The organism is Pseudomonas cichorii, assembly GCF_019719005.1.
Lineage (GTDB): Bacteria > Pseudomonadota > Gammaproteobacteria > Pseudomonadales > Pseudomonadaceae > Aquipseudomonas > Aquipseudomonas cichorii_E.
The window spans coordinates 62,995-79,891 of record NZ_JAIGPJ010000011.1; the positions used below are offsets into that span (position 1 = coordinate 62,995).

Below are 16,897 nucleotides of genomic sequence, written 5' to 3' on the forward strand. Positions count from 1 at the left end.
AAGTACTTGCCGAATCATGAGTGTTAGGTTTTTATGACTCGGCAAGTGCGTCTAGCGGGTATTAGTTTTCCCAGCTAACGATGACTTGTGATGTACCACCTGATACGGGTGCGAATGAGCTTGCACGATAAATTCGGTGGTACAGGAAAAATGGCTTGTCTGGAGACCTGTTGTTGAAGACGGTAGTTGATCCGCTTTTAAGAAGGGTGACGTCATAACAAGAGTTTGTGTCTCCTTGGCACAGATAAGCCGTAAAGGTTGCATTGGCCGGGATGGCGCCGATTTTATAGTTCCACCTGACAATGTTTATTTTTCCGGTGTTTGGAGGTGTGCCTACAATCCGGAAGTTTGTGGTGTTCCAGATGTTTGAAGAGTACGTGGTGTTAACGACTGCTTCTTGAGAGTAAGCACCCCCTACTGCAAATGCATTACTGCCAATCGTTGCCAATGCCAATGCTGCTGCACATCCTAGAATACCTTTTCTTTTCATTTTGAAGACTCCTTCTAATCCGTGAGTTCGCATTCTTTGCGAAGCGCCTGCCTGTCTGGTCAGGCTGTGGGAGCTTTATACGTGCTCGTTTTTATTGAAGCAAGACACTGAGGTGAAAAAAAGAATTTTAAGCAGTGTTAGTTTCTTCTAGCACTCTTTGTGCCGAATAATTAAAGCTCTTTTCTTTATGTGTTGAAAATTGAAATCTTTTGAATTGTTTTTTTGTGGTGATGGTGCTGAGGCGCTGTATTGCCTGAGGATGTTGTCGTTATCTACGCGATTTTATAATTTACCTTGTCATTTTTCGTATTGTTTTTATTCGCATGTTGAGTGAGTACTAAAATTTTTCAGGTTTCATGCGTTGAATGACAGTATGAATTTTTTCCTTCATGCAAAAAAACGCTCCAACACCCTTTGTCGAGGTGATATAAGGGCGGGCGAATACGAGGTCATGGAGAAGGCGAGGCGCAATGGAAGGGCAGGTCATTCAGGGAGAGCGCCAAAAGGCTGCGCTGGCGTCATGCGCAAACCTGATTCAACTGGAGCGTATTTGCCACTCCTATCAGTCGGGAGCCGTGACACATGCGGTCCTGCGCGATATCTCTCTTTCTATCGAACGCGGGCAGAGCTGCGCCATCGTCGGAAGCTCTGGCTCAGGCAAGAGCACGCTGCTCAATATTCTGGGCCTCCTTGATCGTCCGACTTCCGGCGGTCTGTTTCTTGATGGCCTGGACATGGGAAGCGCCTCGGCAGAGCAGCGAGCCAGGGTTCGCAATCAGCTTATCGGGTTTGTCTTTCAAAGCTTCAACCTGCTGCCGCGCCTCAATGCCCTTGATAATGTAGCCTTGCCGTTGCTGTATCGCGGTTATTCCCGTCAGGCCGCGCGAGTGGCTGCGCAGCGTGAGATAGAGCGTGTTGGTCTGGCTGACAGGGCTCATCATCGGCCTGCCGAGCTGTCGGGCGGGCAGCGCCAGAGGGTGGCAATTGCCCGCGCTCTTGTCGGGCAACCCGCCTTGATTCTTGCCGATGAGCCCACCGGAAATCTCGACAGTACAACGGCCGCCGAGATTCTCGCCTTGCTGCTTTCCCTGAACCGAGAGCAGGGCGTCACGTTGATCGTGGTGACGCACGATAACGCCATGGCCCGGCATATGCAGCGCTGCCTGAATGTCAAAGACGGTTGCCTCCAGGAGCATGTATCGCCGGTCGGGATTGCACATGCCTGAGAATACGTCTGTGCGTTACGGCCCATCACTTGGGCAGATCTTCATGGAGCCCTTGAACAGCTTGCGTCTTTTGGGGCGCAGGTCGTTGCTTGCCTTGCTGGGAATCGCTGTGGGGTGCGCCTCTGTGGTCGCCTTGCTGAATATCGGTCAGAACGCCGCCAACGAGGCAATCAGTGCATTCAAGGGACTCGGCAGCGATATGTTGGTCGTCAGCTTTGCGGCAATGCCGGGGGTAAAGATGCGTCCGGCTCCCGCCACGCTGGATAGCCAGGCTGTCATTGATGCAGTCCCTGGAATCCTTGATATCGCGCCCCTCATCGTGCTGTCGACCAGGGCTCGTTTTGATGGTCGGGCACACAATACAAGCGTGGTGGGCACATCCAGTGATTTGTTGGCGGTCCTTGGGCTTCGGGTGACTCAAGGTAGATTTCTTTCCCACCATGACGCTCGAAGCACTTATGCCGTGCTGGGCGCGCAAGTGGCCAGGGATCTGGGAATCCTGAATATTCAGGACGTGGCGGGCAAGCGTATACAGGTCGACAGTTACCTCTTTGAGGTGGTCGGGATACTGGCCGAGCACGGACAGAATCCGCTGATCCCCGTCGCTGTCGATCAGGCTATTGTCGTGCCGATCGAGGGCATGCGGCGTATCAGTTCAAAGCCCGAAATCAGCAATATCGTCGCCAGGGGCAGAGGGAGTGAAACCCTTGAGCAGGATGGAAATGCCTTGACTGACTTTCTGCGGCCATTAGCGCCGGGGCGAGATGTTCAGGTGCAGATTCCCCAGCAGTTGATTGACGGCATGGCTCAACAGTCCCGCACTTTTTCCTATCTGCTGGCAGGTCTTGGCGGTATTTCCCTGCTGGTCGGTGGGGTCGGGGTTATGAATGTGATGGTCATGAATGTGTCAGAGCGTCGCCGGGAAATCGGTGTTCGCATGGCGCTGGGTGCAAGGCCGCTGGATATCGGGCGGCTGTTTTTGCTGGAGGCTGCTGTGTTGTCCGTCGCGGGAGCATCGGTGGGTGCGTGTATCGGTTTGCTGGCGGCATGGCTATTTTCGGTGTTGTCGGGCTGGGGCTTTATTTTGTTTATTCCTTCTCTTCCCCTGGGCATTGCCAGTTCACTGCTTGTGGGGCTTTTCTTTGGTTTGAACCCGGCCCTCATGGCCGCCCGGCTTGAGCCGGTACAGGCGTTGCGCGATGACTGATCTTTATCGTTTCGCGGCAGCGCTTTGTCTGGTTTTTTACGCAGTACAACCTTCGCTTGCTGCGCCTTTGACACCGGATGCTCCGAGCATGCCGGGCAGGACTGTTTCCCTGAATGAGCAGACCATCGAGCTTACCTTGGCGGATGCCGTATTTTTGGGATTGCGCGCAAACCGTTCCATCCGCAGTGCGTATCTGGAGCGTATTGCGCAGAAGTTCGACTTGCGGGTTGCCCAGGATCGTTTTACGCCCAAACTGGTTCTGAGCAGTCGTTATCTGGCTAACCGCAGTCAGAGTGATAGCTACCGCCAGACCCAGGTCATCCCGCAAACCACGATGCTGAGCGAGTACGGTACCCAGCTCAGTCTGGCCTGGACTAACCAGCTGACGCTGGCCGACAGTACGGGTCGCAGTCGTAATGATGGTGCCACCCTGACGGTCATTCAGCCTTTGTTGCGCGGTGCCGGGAAAGATATCGCCACCGCTCCCGTGCGTCTGGCTGTGCTTTCAGAAAAGGTCAATCGCCTGGCTCTGAAGTCGACGGTTTCGGACACCATTACCCAGATCATCACGGGTTATCGTGAGCTGTTGCGCGCTCAGGAGCAGGTTCGTATCGCGCGCGATGCTCTGGAGCGCTCACGTCAGTTGCTTGACGCGAACCGGGCGATGATTTCTGCGGGGCAGATGGCCGAGTTCGATATTGTTCAGACCGAGGCCGATGTCGCCAATCAGGAGCTGGCTATAGAAGAAGCGTCCAACCAGCTCGATGCCAGCCGTCTTGAGTTATTGCGTCTTCTGGCGCTGGACCTCGGGACGCGAGTGCGGGCGGCGGAAGTGCTCGATGCTCGGCGCATAGAGGTTGGCCTGACCCAGGCGCTTGCCACGGCGCAAGAACGACAGCCTGCTTATCTCACCCGCTTGATCGCCACCAGGCAGGCAGAAATAAACCTTGCTGTCGCTCGCAATGATCGACTCTGGGATGTGTCGTTGATCGGTGGTGCCACTCAGATTCGGGATCGCACTCAGAATGACTTCGGTCCGGGAACGACGCGCACCTGGGAAGGCTATGCCGGTATTCAGGTCGACATTCCGATTGGTGATTTAAGTCGTCGACAAGCTGAAGTGCGGGCAAGGGTCGATGTGGAGAATCAGGATCTGCTTCTGGCTGAGGCCAATCAGTCTCTGGCCCGTGATGTCGGCGACGGGGTGCGAGATCTGGGGACGCGCTGGCGTCAGTATGAAATTTCCCAGCGCGCTCGCGAGCTGTCGTTGCGCAAGCTGAATATCGAGCGGGAAAAGTTACAGGCCGGTCGTTCCAGTAACTTCCAGGTCTTGAGTTTCGAGTCGGATCTGCGCAATGCGGAGAATGCCCGCCTTAATGCATTGATTGCCTACCTTAATGCCCAGACTGACCTGGATCAGAGGCTGGGTACGACCCTGGAGAGCTGGGAGATTGATCTCAATGACTAAGTATCTGGCGCGCTTACGCACCTTTCGCGTCGGTGGTCGGGCTGTGGTTGCCGGGGTGGTTGCCGCAGGGCTTTTTGTGGGCATTGTCTATGGCTATCAAACGCGGCTTGAGCCTATATCTCCGGGCGTCAGCTGGATTCCTGTGCAGCCGCAATTGCTGGAGAACCAGTTGGGCCTGGTCGGGCGAATCGAAGCGTCCAGTCGATCAACCATGGCGGCTCCGTTTGAGGGTGTCGTGCAGGAGGTTGCCGTTGTCGAGGGGCAGCAGGTCGAGCGCGGCAAGCACTTGCTGACGCTGGACACGACACAGCTGGATATTCAGTTGCGCGAGGCGCTTGCTGCTCAATTGAAGCTTCAGCGGTCAGTAAAAGACATGCAGAACTGGGCGCAGGGCGAAGAAATGGCGCGGGCGCGGCGTACTGTGACCACTGCGCAATATGGCTTGAGCGATACCGAGCGAAAACTGGCAGATACTCGCCGGTTGTTTGAGCGCGGCATTGTGGCTCGCATGGATGTGGAGGCGCTTGAGCAGCAAGCCAGAATGCAGCAGCTTGATCTGGTCGCCTCTCAGTCGGAGTTGCGCACCGTAATGGAGAAGGGGAAAGGTGAAAACCGGCAGATAGCTGAAATGGAACTGGCGAATGCCCAGTCACGCTATCAGGCTTTGCAGGCGCTGCATGCCCGGCGCGAGATTGTGGCACCGTTTGCCGGAATTGTGTTGCGCCCCCAAAGGCCTGAAGGCGGCACGTCGCCTTTGGTCCAGCAAGGGATGCGCATGGCTCAAGGTGTGCCGCTTTTTGAACTGGCCAGTCTGGAACAGATCAGGGCGGTTGCTCGTGTCGAAGAGGCGGATCTGCATCAGTTGTCCGAGGGTATGCCGGTGCAGGTCACGGGTGAAGGTTTCGATGGCATTACCCTTGAGGGGGCCATTTCTTCCATTGCAGCCCAGGGGGTGGCCTCCGATATGTTTGGTGGCGGTACGACTTACGAGGTTGTGATCAACATCGCGCCCTTGACCGCGGCTCAGCAATCGAAGGTGCGTCTTGGCATGAGTGCGCGTCTGGCTATCGTGACTTACCGCGCTGAAAACGGTTTTGTGCTTCCGGCTGAGGCCTTGCGCCAGGATGCCGAAGGTAGAACTTTCGTGGTTTATCGAAAAGACATGGCTGATGTATCGCAACAGGTCATGGTCAGTGCCGGTCGTGCGATGCCTCAGGGTGTCGAGGTTTCTGGGCTCAAGCCAGGTTATGTCGAACTGGCAGCCTCTGCGCCGTAATAGCTTGCCCCTCAGCGGTGATGGCAAAAAAACGACACATCCCTTGCCGCTTTACCCTCTCATAGCGGAAATGCCTTGCCGCTTTTCTGGCATTGCCGCCCTGGCAGCCGCTACAAGCCCCGCAAACATTGGGTTTGTGTATTTGGCACGCTGATTGCTTTCTCAGTGATACGAGAATCAGGTCAACCGGCAAAGGTTTCCCGAAATGAGCATCAGCTTCGATAAAGCATTAGGCATACACGAAAAGGCCCTTAACTTCCGGGCTCAGCGTGCAGAGGTGTTGGCCAACAACATTTCCAACGCCGATACCCCGAATTTCAAGGCCCGTGATCTGGACTTTTCCTCGGTGCTGGCCGCCGAAAACGAGAAGGCTCAGAACGGTCGTTTTGCGCTGAACATGACCAATAACCGTCATATCGAAGCTGAAGGCATGGGCAATGGCGACGGTACGTTGATGTATCGCACTCCGTCTCAGCCTTCGCTGGACCAGAACACCGTTGATTCGCAGATCGAGCAGGCCAGCTACACCGATAACGCCATGGGTTTCCAGGCCAGCTTCACCCTGCTCAACAGCAAGTTCAAAGGGCTGATCTCAGCCCTGCGCGGAGAATAATCCATGTCACTAGCCAATGTGTTCAACATTGCCGGTAGCGCCATGAGTGCCCAGACCACGCGTCTGAACACCACGGCCAGTAACATCGCCAACGCCGAGACCGTGTCATCGAGCATGGATCAGACCTACCGTGCCCGTCACCCGGTTTTTGCAACCGTGATGCAGGGTCAGCAGTCCACCGGTGGCTCGCTGTTTCAGGATCAGGGCGATGCCGGGCAGGGCGTTCAGGTCAACGGCATCATTGAAGACAGTTCCAACCTTGAGGCGCGTTTCGAGCCTAATCATCCTGCTGCTGACAAGAACGGGTATGTCTACTACCCCAACGTCAATGTCGTGGAAGAAATGGCCGACATGATTTCCGCCAGCCGTTCGTTCCAGACGAACGCCGAAATCATGAACACCGCAAAATCCATGATGCAGAAGGTTCTGACCCTCGGTCAGTGATAAAGGGCGAACGTTATGGCCGTTGAAAACGATGTATCGACGAGTTTTATAAACTCGCTGCAGAACCCCAAGGCGACTGCAACCAATTCAAGCGAGGCGTTGGGCAAGGATGCGTTCCTGCAACTGCTCGTGACGCAAATGAAGAACCAGAACCCGCTGGATCCGCAGGACAACACGCAATTCGTTGCGCAGTTGGCGCAGTTCAGCAGTCTGGAAAGCATGCAGAACCTGACCTCGACGGTTGATTCCATTGCGACCAGCTACAAGTCCTCGCAAGCCTTGCAGGCTTCTTCGCTGGTGGGGCGTTCGGTGATTGTCGAAACCGGTACCGCTCAGGTTGATACCAGTAAAGGTTTGACTGGTTCTGTTGTGGTGCCTGCATCAACGTCGTTGACGACGGTCAAGGTGTACGACTCCAGCAATAACCAGGTTGATACGATTGACCTGGGGGCGAAGGGCGCAGGCAATGCAAGTTTTGCGTGGGATGGCCTCAATAGTGAGGGTGTCGCTTTGCCGTCCGGAACCTACAAATTTGTTGCAAGCGGCACTATCAACGGCACCAATACTGGCTTGAGCACTTACCTGCCCGCAACAGTCAACAGTGTTACAACGGCTGTGAGTGGCGGGGAAATGACACTAAATCTGGCTGGCGGCAGTTCGATCGCTTTGTCCAAAGTGCAATCAATCGGAATATAGAGCCGACTAGACGGCGTAGGAGTGGTACATGTCATTCAATATCGGCCTTAGTGGGCTCTATGCGGCAAACAAAAGTCTCGACGTTACCGGCAACAACATTGCCAACGTGGCGACAACGGGCTTCAAACAATCGCGTATCGAGTTTGCTGACCAGTATGCTCAGTCGATTCGTGCAACGTCAGGCGGCACCAATACTGGTACGGGTGTTACCACTGCTGCCATCTCCCAGCAATTTTCTCAGGGTGGCCTGACCACGGGTACTGGCAATAGCCTGGACCTGGCCATCAATGGCAGCGGCTTCTTCATGTTGAGCAATAACGGCGACAGCCTTTATACGCGTGCAGGTGCGTTCCATACTGACAAAGATGGTTATGTGGTCAACAGTTCCGGCATGAATTTGCAGGGCTATAACGTTGATGCCAATGGCGTAGTGACCGTTGGGGTGTCGGGTGATTTGCGGGTTGATACTTCAAATCAGCCAGCCAAGGCAACAGGCATCATCACTAACGTGGCAAGTCTTAATTCGACGGCAACTGTTCCGACCATCTCTCCGTTCGATGCAACGAACACCAATAGCTATAACTTTACCTACAGTACGTCGGTCTACGACTCTCAGGGTAATGAGCACAAGCTGGAAAGTTACTTTGCCAAGACGGGCACCAATACATGGGCCATGTACTCGCTGATGGATGGTCGTAGTATCAGTGATCCTACAACGGCGGTGGCTGAGCGTAATAACCTGACCTTTGATTCCTCAGGGAATCTTGTCATTAACACGGCGGCAACTCCGAGTGTCCCTTCGAGTAGTACCAATATTACTGTCAATACTGATGGTACCTTCCAGATCAATAACTGGGTTCCGGGTGTGCAAACGGGAACGGGTATTTCGTCTACCTGGGTAGCTAATGGTGCATCCGGTGTGCCGGGTGGTATTCAGCTGGATATGACCGGTGCTACTCAGACAGCAACCGTTTCGGGGCGCTCAAGTGGTAGTCAGAACGGGTACGCGGCAGGCCAGGTCAGTGGTCTGAATGTGGATGCCAGCGGTAATCTGTTCGCTAGCTATACGAACAATCAGTCTAGAGTTATCGGCCAAGTTTCGCTCACTTCGTTTGCCAACGTGCAGGGTTTGGCTCCGGCTGGCGGCACCAACTGGCGTGAAACCTTTTCCTCAGGCATCCCACTTACCGGCGTGCCGCAATCAGGAACTCTGGGTTACATCACGGGGCAGGCGCTGGAAGAGTCCAACGTTGACCTGACGGTCGAGCTGGTCAACCTGATCAAGGCGCAAAGCAACTATCAGGCGAATGCGAAAACCATTTCGACTGAAAGCACCATCATGCAGACAACTATTCAGATGACCTGATAGCCGGGTCTGATGAGGTAGTGAAAAAAGCCCCTTTGTCGGGGCTTTTTTCGTTTATAGGGTTTGCAGGTTTCGGTTGTAAAGCTTTCCGGGGTGTTGCTCAGATCGAGCAGTCGGACTTGATGAATGAGCCATTCAGGCGTTTCCATCCAGGTCCCGGGCTGGTCTGGGCGCAGACGATCCGGCTGGCGCCCTGCCATTTGTAATAGGGTGCGGGAGCAGCTTGGCTTAGGAGAGGGATAAAGGTCATCAGGGTGATGATGCATGCGCGAAGATACATGCCGGTTTCCTGTGGGGGGAGTGGACAAATCTATCACTGATGCTTTTGATGGTGTGTATTCGTTGTCGGATTGTCGCTGGAAGGAGGCGGGTAAGTGTCCGCCCCCCAAGCTGCTTTTGAGCTATTTAATACGGTTAATAAGACCCCATCTGTATATTCAGTCTGTAATCGAATGGTGCCTGATAGGTTCGCGGGGTCAAATTAATGTTGCACAGGGGGACGCCTGTTCCTACGCTTGTGGCGCTCTGTGTGAAGTTTGCGGTCACAACAGTCGGGGAAACTCGAATGGATTTATGGCCTGCCTGGAATCTGCAGGCATCACCTTTTACTGATCGATAGGTGATATCGAATTCGCTTGTTGTGTTGTTGAAGTCTACTGTGAAAGTTTGTGTCTGATTGGGGCCTATGACGAGGGGGAAGCTGGATCTGTTGCCGGAGCTGACCGACATGCTGGCGGTTGGAGATAAATTTTGCAGGGTTACGGTTACAGTTGTGGCATTGGCGATGCTGGCCAGTGATGTAAGGGCGAGTGCAAGAGCAGCTTTGCGCATGCTGAATTTCATATAAGTCCTTTTAATACTTTGTTTTTGCGTTTTTGGAGTGTTTTAAATTGCGAAGTGTGCTGCTTCTGTTTTTAAAAAACTGGAAGTGTCAGCGGCGACGATGTTATAGCGTTGAAAACTTTTTGGTCAAGAAAAAGTGATCTTTCTTGTACATTCAAGCGGTGGGTCTTGAGTGCTTTCTATTCGTTATTATTAAAAAAATATGAATGTTTTGCAGTGGGCTCGATGTTTTTTGTAGGGGATGTAAAGGTCGAGTGAGGTTTTTTTGGCGGTTGGTTTGGGGTTATTGCAGTGCGGTGGCAATCTACCGCCGCAGTCAAGCCTGCTGTGCCGCACCACAGGTCGTGGTTAGGCTTTTTTCAACAATGAAATCAGGGGTTTGTCCCTGGTATGAAAAGTTGGTTCAAAAATTGCTTTCTCCCATTCAGAACAGCTACAGGCGGCAAGCGTCTGTCGGAGGAGGAAGACTGTGGACAAGTTGCTTTATGTCGCAATGAGCGGGGCGTCTGAAAACGCCCAGGCGCAAAAGGTGCATGCCAACAACCTGGCTAACGTATCGACCAATGGCTTCATGCGCGACCTGCAACAGGCCCGTTCGATGCCGGTATTTGGCGAGGTCATGCCTTCGCGTGCCTATGCGATGGGCGAACGTCCAGGTACTGACTTTTCCGGTGGTGCGCTGATCCAGACGGGTCGCGAGCTGGACGTTGCCGTCAAGGGTGATGGCTGGATTGCGGTCCAGACTGCCGATGGTGGTGAGGCCTATACCCGCAGTGCCGGCATGAATATCGATGCCCTGGGTGTGTTGCGCAACGGCAGCGGTTTGCCGGTCATGGGCAACGGCGGGCCGATTGCCGTGCCGCCTGAGCAGCAGATCGAGATCGGTGCCGACGGCACGATCAGTATTCGCTCCATGGGTGAAAGCCCGCAGGTGATGGCTCAGGTTGACCGAATCAAGCTGGTCAATCCTGATATGAGCACCATGGAGAAAGGCCCGGACGGCCTGATTCATACCAAGAGCGGTCAGGCTGCGCCAATGGATGCCAATGTGCGTGTCGAGTCCGGTTTTCTGCAGGCGAGCAACGTCAATGCCGTGGAGGAAATGACCTCGGTGCTGGCCCTGGCCCGGCAGTTTGAATTGCACGTCAAGATGATGAAAACAGCTGAAGAAGATGACCAGGCGATGGCTCGCGTCTTGCAACTTGGCTAACCATTGACAGCTTGCGCCGACAAACCGGCGCTTGAGGAGAATACGAATGCTTCCTGCACTATACGTTGCGAAAACCGGCCTCGCTGCTCAGGACACCAACCTGACCACCATCTCCAACAACCTGGCGAACGTTTCGACCACAGGTTTCAAGAGTGATCGTGCCGAATTCCAGGACTTGCTCTATCAGATCAAGCGCCAGCCGGGTGCTCAGTCGACTCAGGACAGCGAGCTGCCGTCCGGTCTGCAACTGGGTACAGGTGTGCGCATCGTCGGTACGCAAAAGAACTTCACCGCCGGTAGTCTGCAGACCACAGAGAATCCTCTGGACCTGGCCGTCAATGGCCGTGGTTTCTTCCAGATTTCGCAGCCTGACGGCACCATTGCCTACACCCGTGACGGTACTTTCCACCTGGACTCCACTGGCCAGATCGTGACGGCCAATGGTTATGCCCTTGAGCCTGCGATTGTCGTTCCTCAGAACGCCCAGACATTCACTGTCGGTCAGGACGGTACTGTTTCGATCACCGTAGCGGGCGCCACTGCCACGCCGCAGGTCATCGGCAACATTCAGACCGCCGAGTTCATCAACCCGGCCGGCCTGCAGGCCATTGGCGGCAACCTGTACCTGGAAACCGGTTCCAGCGGTGCGCCTCAAGTGGGTACTCCTGGCTTGAACGGCCTGGGTACAACCCTGCAGAACACCTTGGAAAACTCCAACGTGAGCACGGTTGAAGAGCTGGTCAACATGATCACTACTCAGCGCGCCTACGAGATGAACTCCAAAGTGATCTCGACTGCCGACCAGATGTTGCAGAACCTGACTCAGAATCTGTAAGACCCTGATGTATCTGCTCAAAACCGACATGGCGTCTGATGGGCGCCTGCTACACCGCGAGGTTTCAAGTGTCATGAAACGCCTTAGTGTTCTGCGTTTTTCAGTGTTGATCGCACCCTTGAGTGCGATTGTCTTGCTGTCAGGCTGTGTGGCGCCTTCTGCCAAGCCTAATGACCCTTATTACGCGCCGGTGTTGCCGCGTACGCCCATGTCTGCCGCTGCAAACAATGGTGCGATCTATCAGGCCGGTTTCGAGCAGAACCTGTATGGCGACCGCAAAGCCTTTCGTGTGGGTGACATCATCACCATCACGCTTTCCGAGCGGATGGCTTCCAGCAAGGCTGCAAGCTCTGCCATTACCAAGGACAGCACTGCCAACCTGGGTCTGACTTCGTTGTTCGGTTCCGGATTGACGACCAATAACCCGATCGGTGGTAACGATCTGAGTCTCAATGCCGGCTACACGGGCGCACGTTCTACCGCAGGTCAGGGGCAGGCCGCCCAGAGCAACAGCCTCACCGGTTCGGTGACGGTGACGGTGGCTGATGTCATGCCCAACGGCATTCTGGCGGTGCGTGGCGAAAAGTGGCTGACTCTCAATACCGGTGATGAGCTGGTCCGCATTGCCGGTCTGATTCGTGCCGACGACATTGCCACCGATAACACTGTGTCGTCCACGCGAGTGGCTGATGCGCGTATCACGTATTCAGGTACTGGTGCATTTGCCGACTCCAACCAGCCAGGCTGGTTCGACCGGTTCTTCCTCAGCCCGTTGTTCCCTTTCTGATAGCGGGATAGACATGATCAAGCTCAAGCAACTGATTGCGGCAACCCTGCTGCTGTCCACCGCCTTCGGTGTTCAGGCCGAGCGCCTGAAGGACATCGCCAGTATCTCGGGCGTACGGGCCAACCAATTGATCGGTTATGGCCTGGTCGTCGGCCTCAATGGTACGGGTGACCAGACCACTCAGACGCCGTTTACCCTGCAGACCTTCAACAACATGCTGTCGCAGTTCGGCATCAAGGTACCAAGCGGTTCGGGCACCGTACAGTTGAAAAACGTTGCGGCGGTGGCGGTCTATGCGGACCTGCCGCCTTTCGCCAAGCCGGGGCAGGTGGTGGATATCAGTGTTTCGTCCATCGGTAACTCCAAGAGCCTGCGTGGCGGCAGTCTGCTGATGACCCCGCTCAAGGGGGTCGATGGCAACGTCTACGCCATTGCTCAGGGCAACCTGGTGGTGGGTGGCTTCGATGCTGAAGGTCGTGATGGTTCGAAGATTACCGTCAACGTTCCGTCGTCCGGTCGTATTCCGGGTGGTGCATCGGTCGAGCGTGCAGTGCCGAGCGGTTTCAATCAGGGCAACAGCCTGACCCTGAACCTTAACCGTTCCGACTTCACCACGGCCAAACGCATTGTGGACAAGATCAACGACATGCTTGGCCCTGGCGTTGCCCAGGCGCTGGACGGTGGTTCGGTGCGTGTGACTGCACCTCTGGATCCGGGGCAACGTGTGGATTACCTGTCGATTCTGGAAAACCTGGAGATCGATCCGGGTCAGACTGCCGCCAAGGTCATCATCAACTCGCGGACCGGCACTATCGTGATCGGTCAAAACGTCAAGGTGTCGCCAGCCGCTGTGACTCACGGCAGCCTGACCGTGACTATCACTGAAGATCCGATCGTCAGCCAGCCGGGCGCGCTTTCCAATGGCCAGACGGCTGTGGTGCCGCGCTCAAGGCTCAACGCCCAGCAGGAAATGCACCCGATGTTCAAGTTCGGCCCGGGCACCACGCTGGATGAGATCGTTCGTGCGGTCAACCAGGTGGGCGCGGCTCCCGGTGACTTGATGGCCATTCTTGAAGCATTGAAGCAGGCCGGCGCGTTGCAAGCCGACCTGATCGTGATCTGAGGAATCGAGCATGGATATGCCCAAGAGCGGAATTTCCACGACGGTCGATTCGGGTGCCTATACCGACGTCAATCGTCTGGCCGCTTTGAAGAATGGCGACAAGGACAGCCCGGAAAACCTGAAGAAGGTGGCCCGGGAGTTCGAGTCGCTGTTCGTCAGCCAGATGCTCAAGGCCATGCGTTCTGCCAACGAAGTGCTGGCCAAGGACAATCCGCTGAATACTGCGGCAACACGGCAGTATCAGGACATGTATGACCAGCAGTTGGCCGTTACCCTGTCGACCCGTGCCAATGGTATTGGGTTGCAGGATGTGCTGATGCGCCAGCTGTCCAAGGACAAGGGCGTCAATCACGCGGCTGCGGCGAGTAGCACTCAGGCTGCTGCTACGGATTCCTCCAAGGCGGGATTGGCTGCCAGCGTCTATCAGCGTCCGTTGTGGGCGACTCGCTCGGCAGCGGCAGACAAGGCGGGGGCTGCTGGCTCTGTCGAAGGGCGTAATGACATGGCGCTGCTCAATTCGCGTCGCCTGGCATTGCCGACCAAGCTGACCGATCGTCTGCTGTTGGGGATTGTGCCCTCGACTGCAACCGCCAGCACCAATGCCAATAGCCCGATGGCTGCGCAGCGTGCGACACCGACCGGCAGCAATGGTGACTGGACGCTGGATCCCAATCTTGCCGAACCGCAATACGTTCGCACCATGGCCCAGCCGCCGTTGGCGCCGGCCAAGCGTGCTTTCGGCAACTCCGACCAGTTTGTGGCGACGATGTTGCCTCTGGCCAAGGAGGCGGCAGCGCGCATTGGCGTCGATCCCGTCATGCTGGTGGCCCAGGCTGCGCTGGAAACCGGCTGGGGTAAATCCATCATGCGTCAGCAGGATGGCAGTAGCAGCCACAACCTGTTTGGCATCAAGGCAACCGGTAGCTGGCAAGGGGCGCAGGCCCGTGCGATCACCAGCGAGTTCCGTGACGGCAAGATGGTCAAGGAGACGGCGGACTTCCGTTCCTACGATTCCTACGCCGACAGCTTCCATGACCTGGTCAGCCTGTTGCAGAACAACAATCGGTATAAAGAAGTCGTCAACTCCGCCGATAACTCTGAGCAGTATGTAAAAGAATTGCAGAAGGCCGGTTACGCCACGGACCCGGCCTACGCAAGCAAGATTTCGCAGATTGCGAAACAGATGAAGAGTTACCAGAACTACGCCGCTGCAACGGGCTCTTCCACGACTTTATAAGGTTTGAATCATGTCGCTGATTTCAATTGGGCTCTCGGGTATTACTGCCAGCAGTGCCGCGATCAATACCATCGGTAACAACACGGCCAACGTGGACACTGCCGGGTACTCGCGTCAGCAGGTAATGACCACGGCTTCGGCGCAGATCAACATTGGCCTGGGGATCGGCTATATCGGTACCGGCACTACGCTGTCCGATGTGCGCCGTATCTACAACGGCTACCTTGATACCCAATTGCAAGCCGGTACGGCGCTCAGTGCCGATGCCGTGGCTTACGCCGGCCAGGCGAGCAAGACCGATACCTTGCTGTCGGACAACACCACCGGTGTTGCGGCGCAGATGTCGAAGTTCTTTACCGATCTGCAATCCGTTGCCTCCAATGCGACCCAGTCCGCCGAGCGCTCGACTTTCCTGACCCAGGCAAGCGCGCTGAGTGCACGGTTCAACTCGATTGCCTCGCAGTTGTCGTCGCAGAACGAGAACGTCAATGCGCAACTGACCACGCTGAGTGATCAGGTCAACGAACTGACAAGTACCATTGCCAGCCTGAACAAGCAGATTACGGCTGCCTCTACGGGTAACACCACACCCAATAGTCTGCTCGATACGCGCAATGAGTCGGTCCGCAAACTCAACGAGCTGATTGGCGTCAAAGTACTTGAGAGCAGCAATGGCACTTACGAGGTCATGACCGGAACCGGTCAGTCTCTGGTGAGCGGTTCTTCTTCATACGCATTGACTGCCACGCCGAGTAAAACCGACGCTACGCAATACAACCTGCAGATCACGATCGGCCAGACCTCGACCGACGTGACGTCGGTAGTCACGGGTGGTGCCATCGGCGGTCTGTTGCGTTACCGCTCTGAAGTTTTGACGCCTGCATCCAACGAGCTGGGTCGTGTGGCGCTTGTATTGGCCGATCAGATCAACAGCCAGATGAGCCAGGGCATCGACAGCAAGGGCAATTTCGGCTCGAGCCTGTTCACCAATATCAACAACGCTGATCTGATCACTCAACGCAGCACTGGCAAGGTGGGTAACAGTGCGGGCTCGGGTAACCTGGATGTCACAATCAAGGACACCAGCAAACTGACGGCTGATGATTACGAAGTCACCTTCAGCGATGCCAACAACTTCACTGTGCGTCGCCTGCCCAATGGCGAAAGCGTCGGCGCCGGTTCGTTGACGGATAACCCGCCGACCCAGTTCGAGGGCTTCACCGTAAGCCTTAACGGCAACACGCTGGCTGCGGGCGACTCTTTCAAAGTCAGCCCGACGCGCAACGGTGCCTCGGGTATCGCTGTTGCCCTGACCGATGCCAAGGACATTGCCGCTGCCGCGCCACTGACCGCCAAGGCGGGTGTCAGCAACTCCGGGACCGGTGGCTTTACCCAGCCAGTCCTCAATACCAAGTCCGACATCTACGATTCGACCCAGACCAGTGATCTGCGCAATGCGCTGCAAAACTCCACCCCGATGAAGCTGGTGATGGGCTCGGTCGGCAGCACAGGCGTGCAGAGCTATACGCTGGTGGATTCCACCGGTGCAGCCGTGCTCGACCAGAATGGCAATGCCGTGGGCGGTACCATCGTTCAAGGGCAGAGCAATAACATCAAGCTCAGCGTGGGCTACGCCGATACCCGTACCACGCCAAGCACCCAGACCGCATTCGAGATCGAGATGACACTCTCGGGTTCTCCAATCGTCAATGACACCTTCAGTATCGATCTGACCGGTGCCGGCTCTTCCGACAACCGTAACGCCCTGGCCGGTGTGGCCTTGCAGACCGCCAAGAGCGTCGACGTGACTGGTGGCAGTGTCGGCACCAGCCTGTCCGGTGCCTACGGTGATCTGGTCGCCAAGATCGGTACTCGCGCCAGTCAGGGCAAGAGCGATGTGACGGCTACCGATGCTGTCCTGGCCCAGGCCAAGGCTTCTCGTGATTCAGTATCGGGCGTGTCCCTGGATGAAGAAGCCGCCAACCTGATCAAGTATCAGCAGTACTACACCGCCTCTTCGCAGATCATCAAGGCGGCACAAACCATTTTCAGCACGCTGATCAACAGTCTTTAAGG

Annotated in this window: 16 protein-coding genes and 1 pseudogene; 14 read left to right on the top strand and 3 right to left on the bottom strand. The window is 55.7% G+C overall.

What is annotated here, in order from left to right; translation table 11 throughout:
* Positions 1–61: 61 nt before the first annotated feature.
* Positions 62–490, bottom strand: coding sequence for a flagellar protein FlhE (locus K5D32_RS10910; RefSeq protein WP_221594164.1), 429 nt, complete (start codon positions 488–490; stop codon positions 62–64).
* 470 nt (positions 491–960) lie between these two features.
* Between K5D32_RS10910 and K5D32_RS10915 the strand changes: the two are divergent.
* From K5D32_RS10915 to flgE, 8 genes and pseudogenes are all read left to right on the top strand, one after another.
* A pseudogene (locus K5D32_RS10915) lies at positions 961–1,546 on the top strand (ABC transporter ATP-binding protein); the annotation flags it as partial.
* Positions 1,547–1,759: 213 nt separating this feature from the next.
* Positions 1,760–2,923 carry an ABC transporter permease gene (locus K5D32_RS10920; protein WP_260407350.1) on the top strand — a complete coding sequence of 388 codons (1,164 nt, stop codon included), beginning with the start codon at positions 1,760–1,762 and terminating at the stop codon, positions 2,921–2,923.
* The gene (locus K5D32_RS10925) at positions 2,916–4,391 is read left to right on the top strand and encodes a TolC family protein (RefSeq protein WP_221594165.1); all 1,476 of its coding nucleotides are present in this window, start codon (positions 2,916–2,918) and stop codon (positions 4,389–4,391) included. The genes K5D32_RS10920 and K5D32_RS10925 overlap by 8 nt, the downstream gene beginning before the upstream one ends.
* Positions 4,384–5,667, top strand: coding sequence for an efflux RND transporter periplasmic adaptor subunit (locus K5D32_RS10930; protein ID WP_221594166.1), 1,284 nt, complete (start codon positions 4,384–4,386; stop codon positions 5,665–5,667). The genes K5D32_RS10925 and K5D32_RS10930 overlap by 8 nt, the downstream gene beginning before the upstream one ends.
* A 205-nt stretch (positions 5,668–5,872) precedes the next feature.
* Entirely contained in the window at positions 5,873–6,280 is a 408-nt protein-coding gene (flgB, locus tag K5D32_RS10935; protein WP_221594167.1) for a flagellar basal body rod protein FlgB, read from the top strand.
* Between the two features lie 3 nt (positions 6,281–6,283).
* The gene (flgC, locus tag K5D32_RS10940; RefSeq protein ID WP_221575677.1) at positions 6,284–6,724 is read left to right on the top strand and encodes a flagellar basal body rod protein FlgC; all 441 of its coding nucleotides are present in this window, start codon (positions 6,284–6,286) and stop codon (positions 6,722–6,724) included.
* A 15-nt stretch (positions 6,725–6,739) separates the two neighbouring features.
* Positions 6,740–7,420, top strand: coding sequence for a flagellar hook assembly protein FlgD (locus K5D32_RS10945; protein WP_221594168.1), 681 nt, complete (start codon positions 6,740–6,742; stop codon positions 7,418–7,420).
* A gap of 28 nt (positions 7,421–7,448) precedes the next feature.
* Complete coding sequence (flgE, locus tag K5D32_RS10950; protein ID WP_221594169.1) at positions 7,449–8,786, top strand: flagellar hook protein FlgE; 1,338 nt, start codon at positions 7,449–7,451, stop codon at positions 8,784–8,786.
* Positions 8,787–8,886: 100 nt separating this feature from the next.
* On the opposite strand, the gene K5D32_RS10955 is transcribed toward flgE, so the two are convergent.
* Entirely contained in the window at positions 8,887–9,066 is a 180-nt protein-coding gene (locus K5D32_RS10955; RefSeq protein ID WP_221575680.1) for a hypothetical protein, read from the bottom strand.
* A 134-nt stretch (positions 9,067–9,200) separates the two neighbouring features.
* Entirely contained in the window at positions 9,201–9,629 is a 429-nt protein-coding gene (locus K5D32_RS10960) for a hypothetical protein (RefSeq protein WP_221575681.1), read from the bottom strand.
* Positions 9,630–10,098: 469 nt separating this feature from the next.
* On the opposite strand from K5D32_RS10960, the gene K5D32_RS10965 reads away from it, so the two are divergent.
* The 6 genes from K5D32_RS10965 (at position 10,099) to flgK (ending at position 16,895) form a co-directional block, all read left to right on the top strand.
* Complete coding sequence (locus tag K5D32_RS10965; protein ID WP_095066859.1) at positions 10,099–10,839, top strand: flagellar basal body rod protein FlgF; 741 nt, start codon at positions 10,099–10,101, stop codon at positions 10,837–10,839.
* Positions 10,840–10,885: 46 nt separating this feature from the next.
* The gene (gene flgG, locus K5D32_RS10970) at positions 10,886–11,674 is read left to right on the top strand and encodes a flagellar basal-body rod protein FlgG (protein WP_025260914.1); all 789 of its coding nucleotides are present in this window, start codon (positions 10,886–10,888) and stop codon (positions 11,672–11,674) included.
* A 73-nt stretch (positions 11,675–11,747) separates the two neighbouring features.
* The gene (gene flgH, locus K5D32_RS10975; protein ID WP_232924668.1) at positions 11,748–12,461 is read left to right on the top strand and encodes a flagellar basal body L-ring protein FlgH; all 714 of its coding nucleotides are present in this window, start codon (positions 11,748–11,750) and stop codon (positions 12,459–12,461) included.
* Positions 12,462–12,474: 13 nt separating this feature from the next.
* The gene (locus K5D32_RS10980) at positions 12,475–13,584 is read left to right on the top strand and encodes a flagellar basal body P-ring protein FlgI (RefSeq protein ID WP_221575683.1); all 1,110 of its coding nucleotides are present in this window, start codon (positions 12,475–12,477) and stop codon (positions 13,582–13,584) included.
* A 10-nt stretch (positions 13,585–13,594) separates the two neighbouring features.
* Positions 13,595–14,821 (top strand): flagellar assembly peptidoglycan hydrolase FlgJ, encoded by a 1,227-nt coding sequence (gene flgJ / locus K5D32_RS10985; protein WP_221575684.1) that lies wholly within the window; start codon positions 13,595–13,597, stop codon positions 14,819–14,821.
* 10 nt (positions 14,822–14,831) lie between these two features.
* Positions 14,832–16,895, top strand: a complete 2,064-nt coding sequence (gene flgK / locus K5D32_RS10990; RefSeq protein WP_221575685.1) for a flagellar hook-associated protein FlgK — start codon at positions 14,832–14,834, stop codon at positions 16,893–16,895.
* The last annotated feature ends 2 nt before the right edge of the window (positions 16,896–16,897 follow it).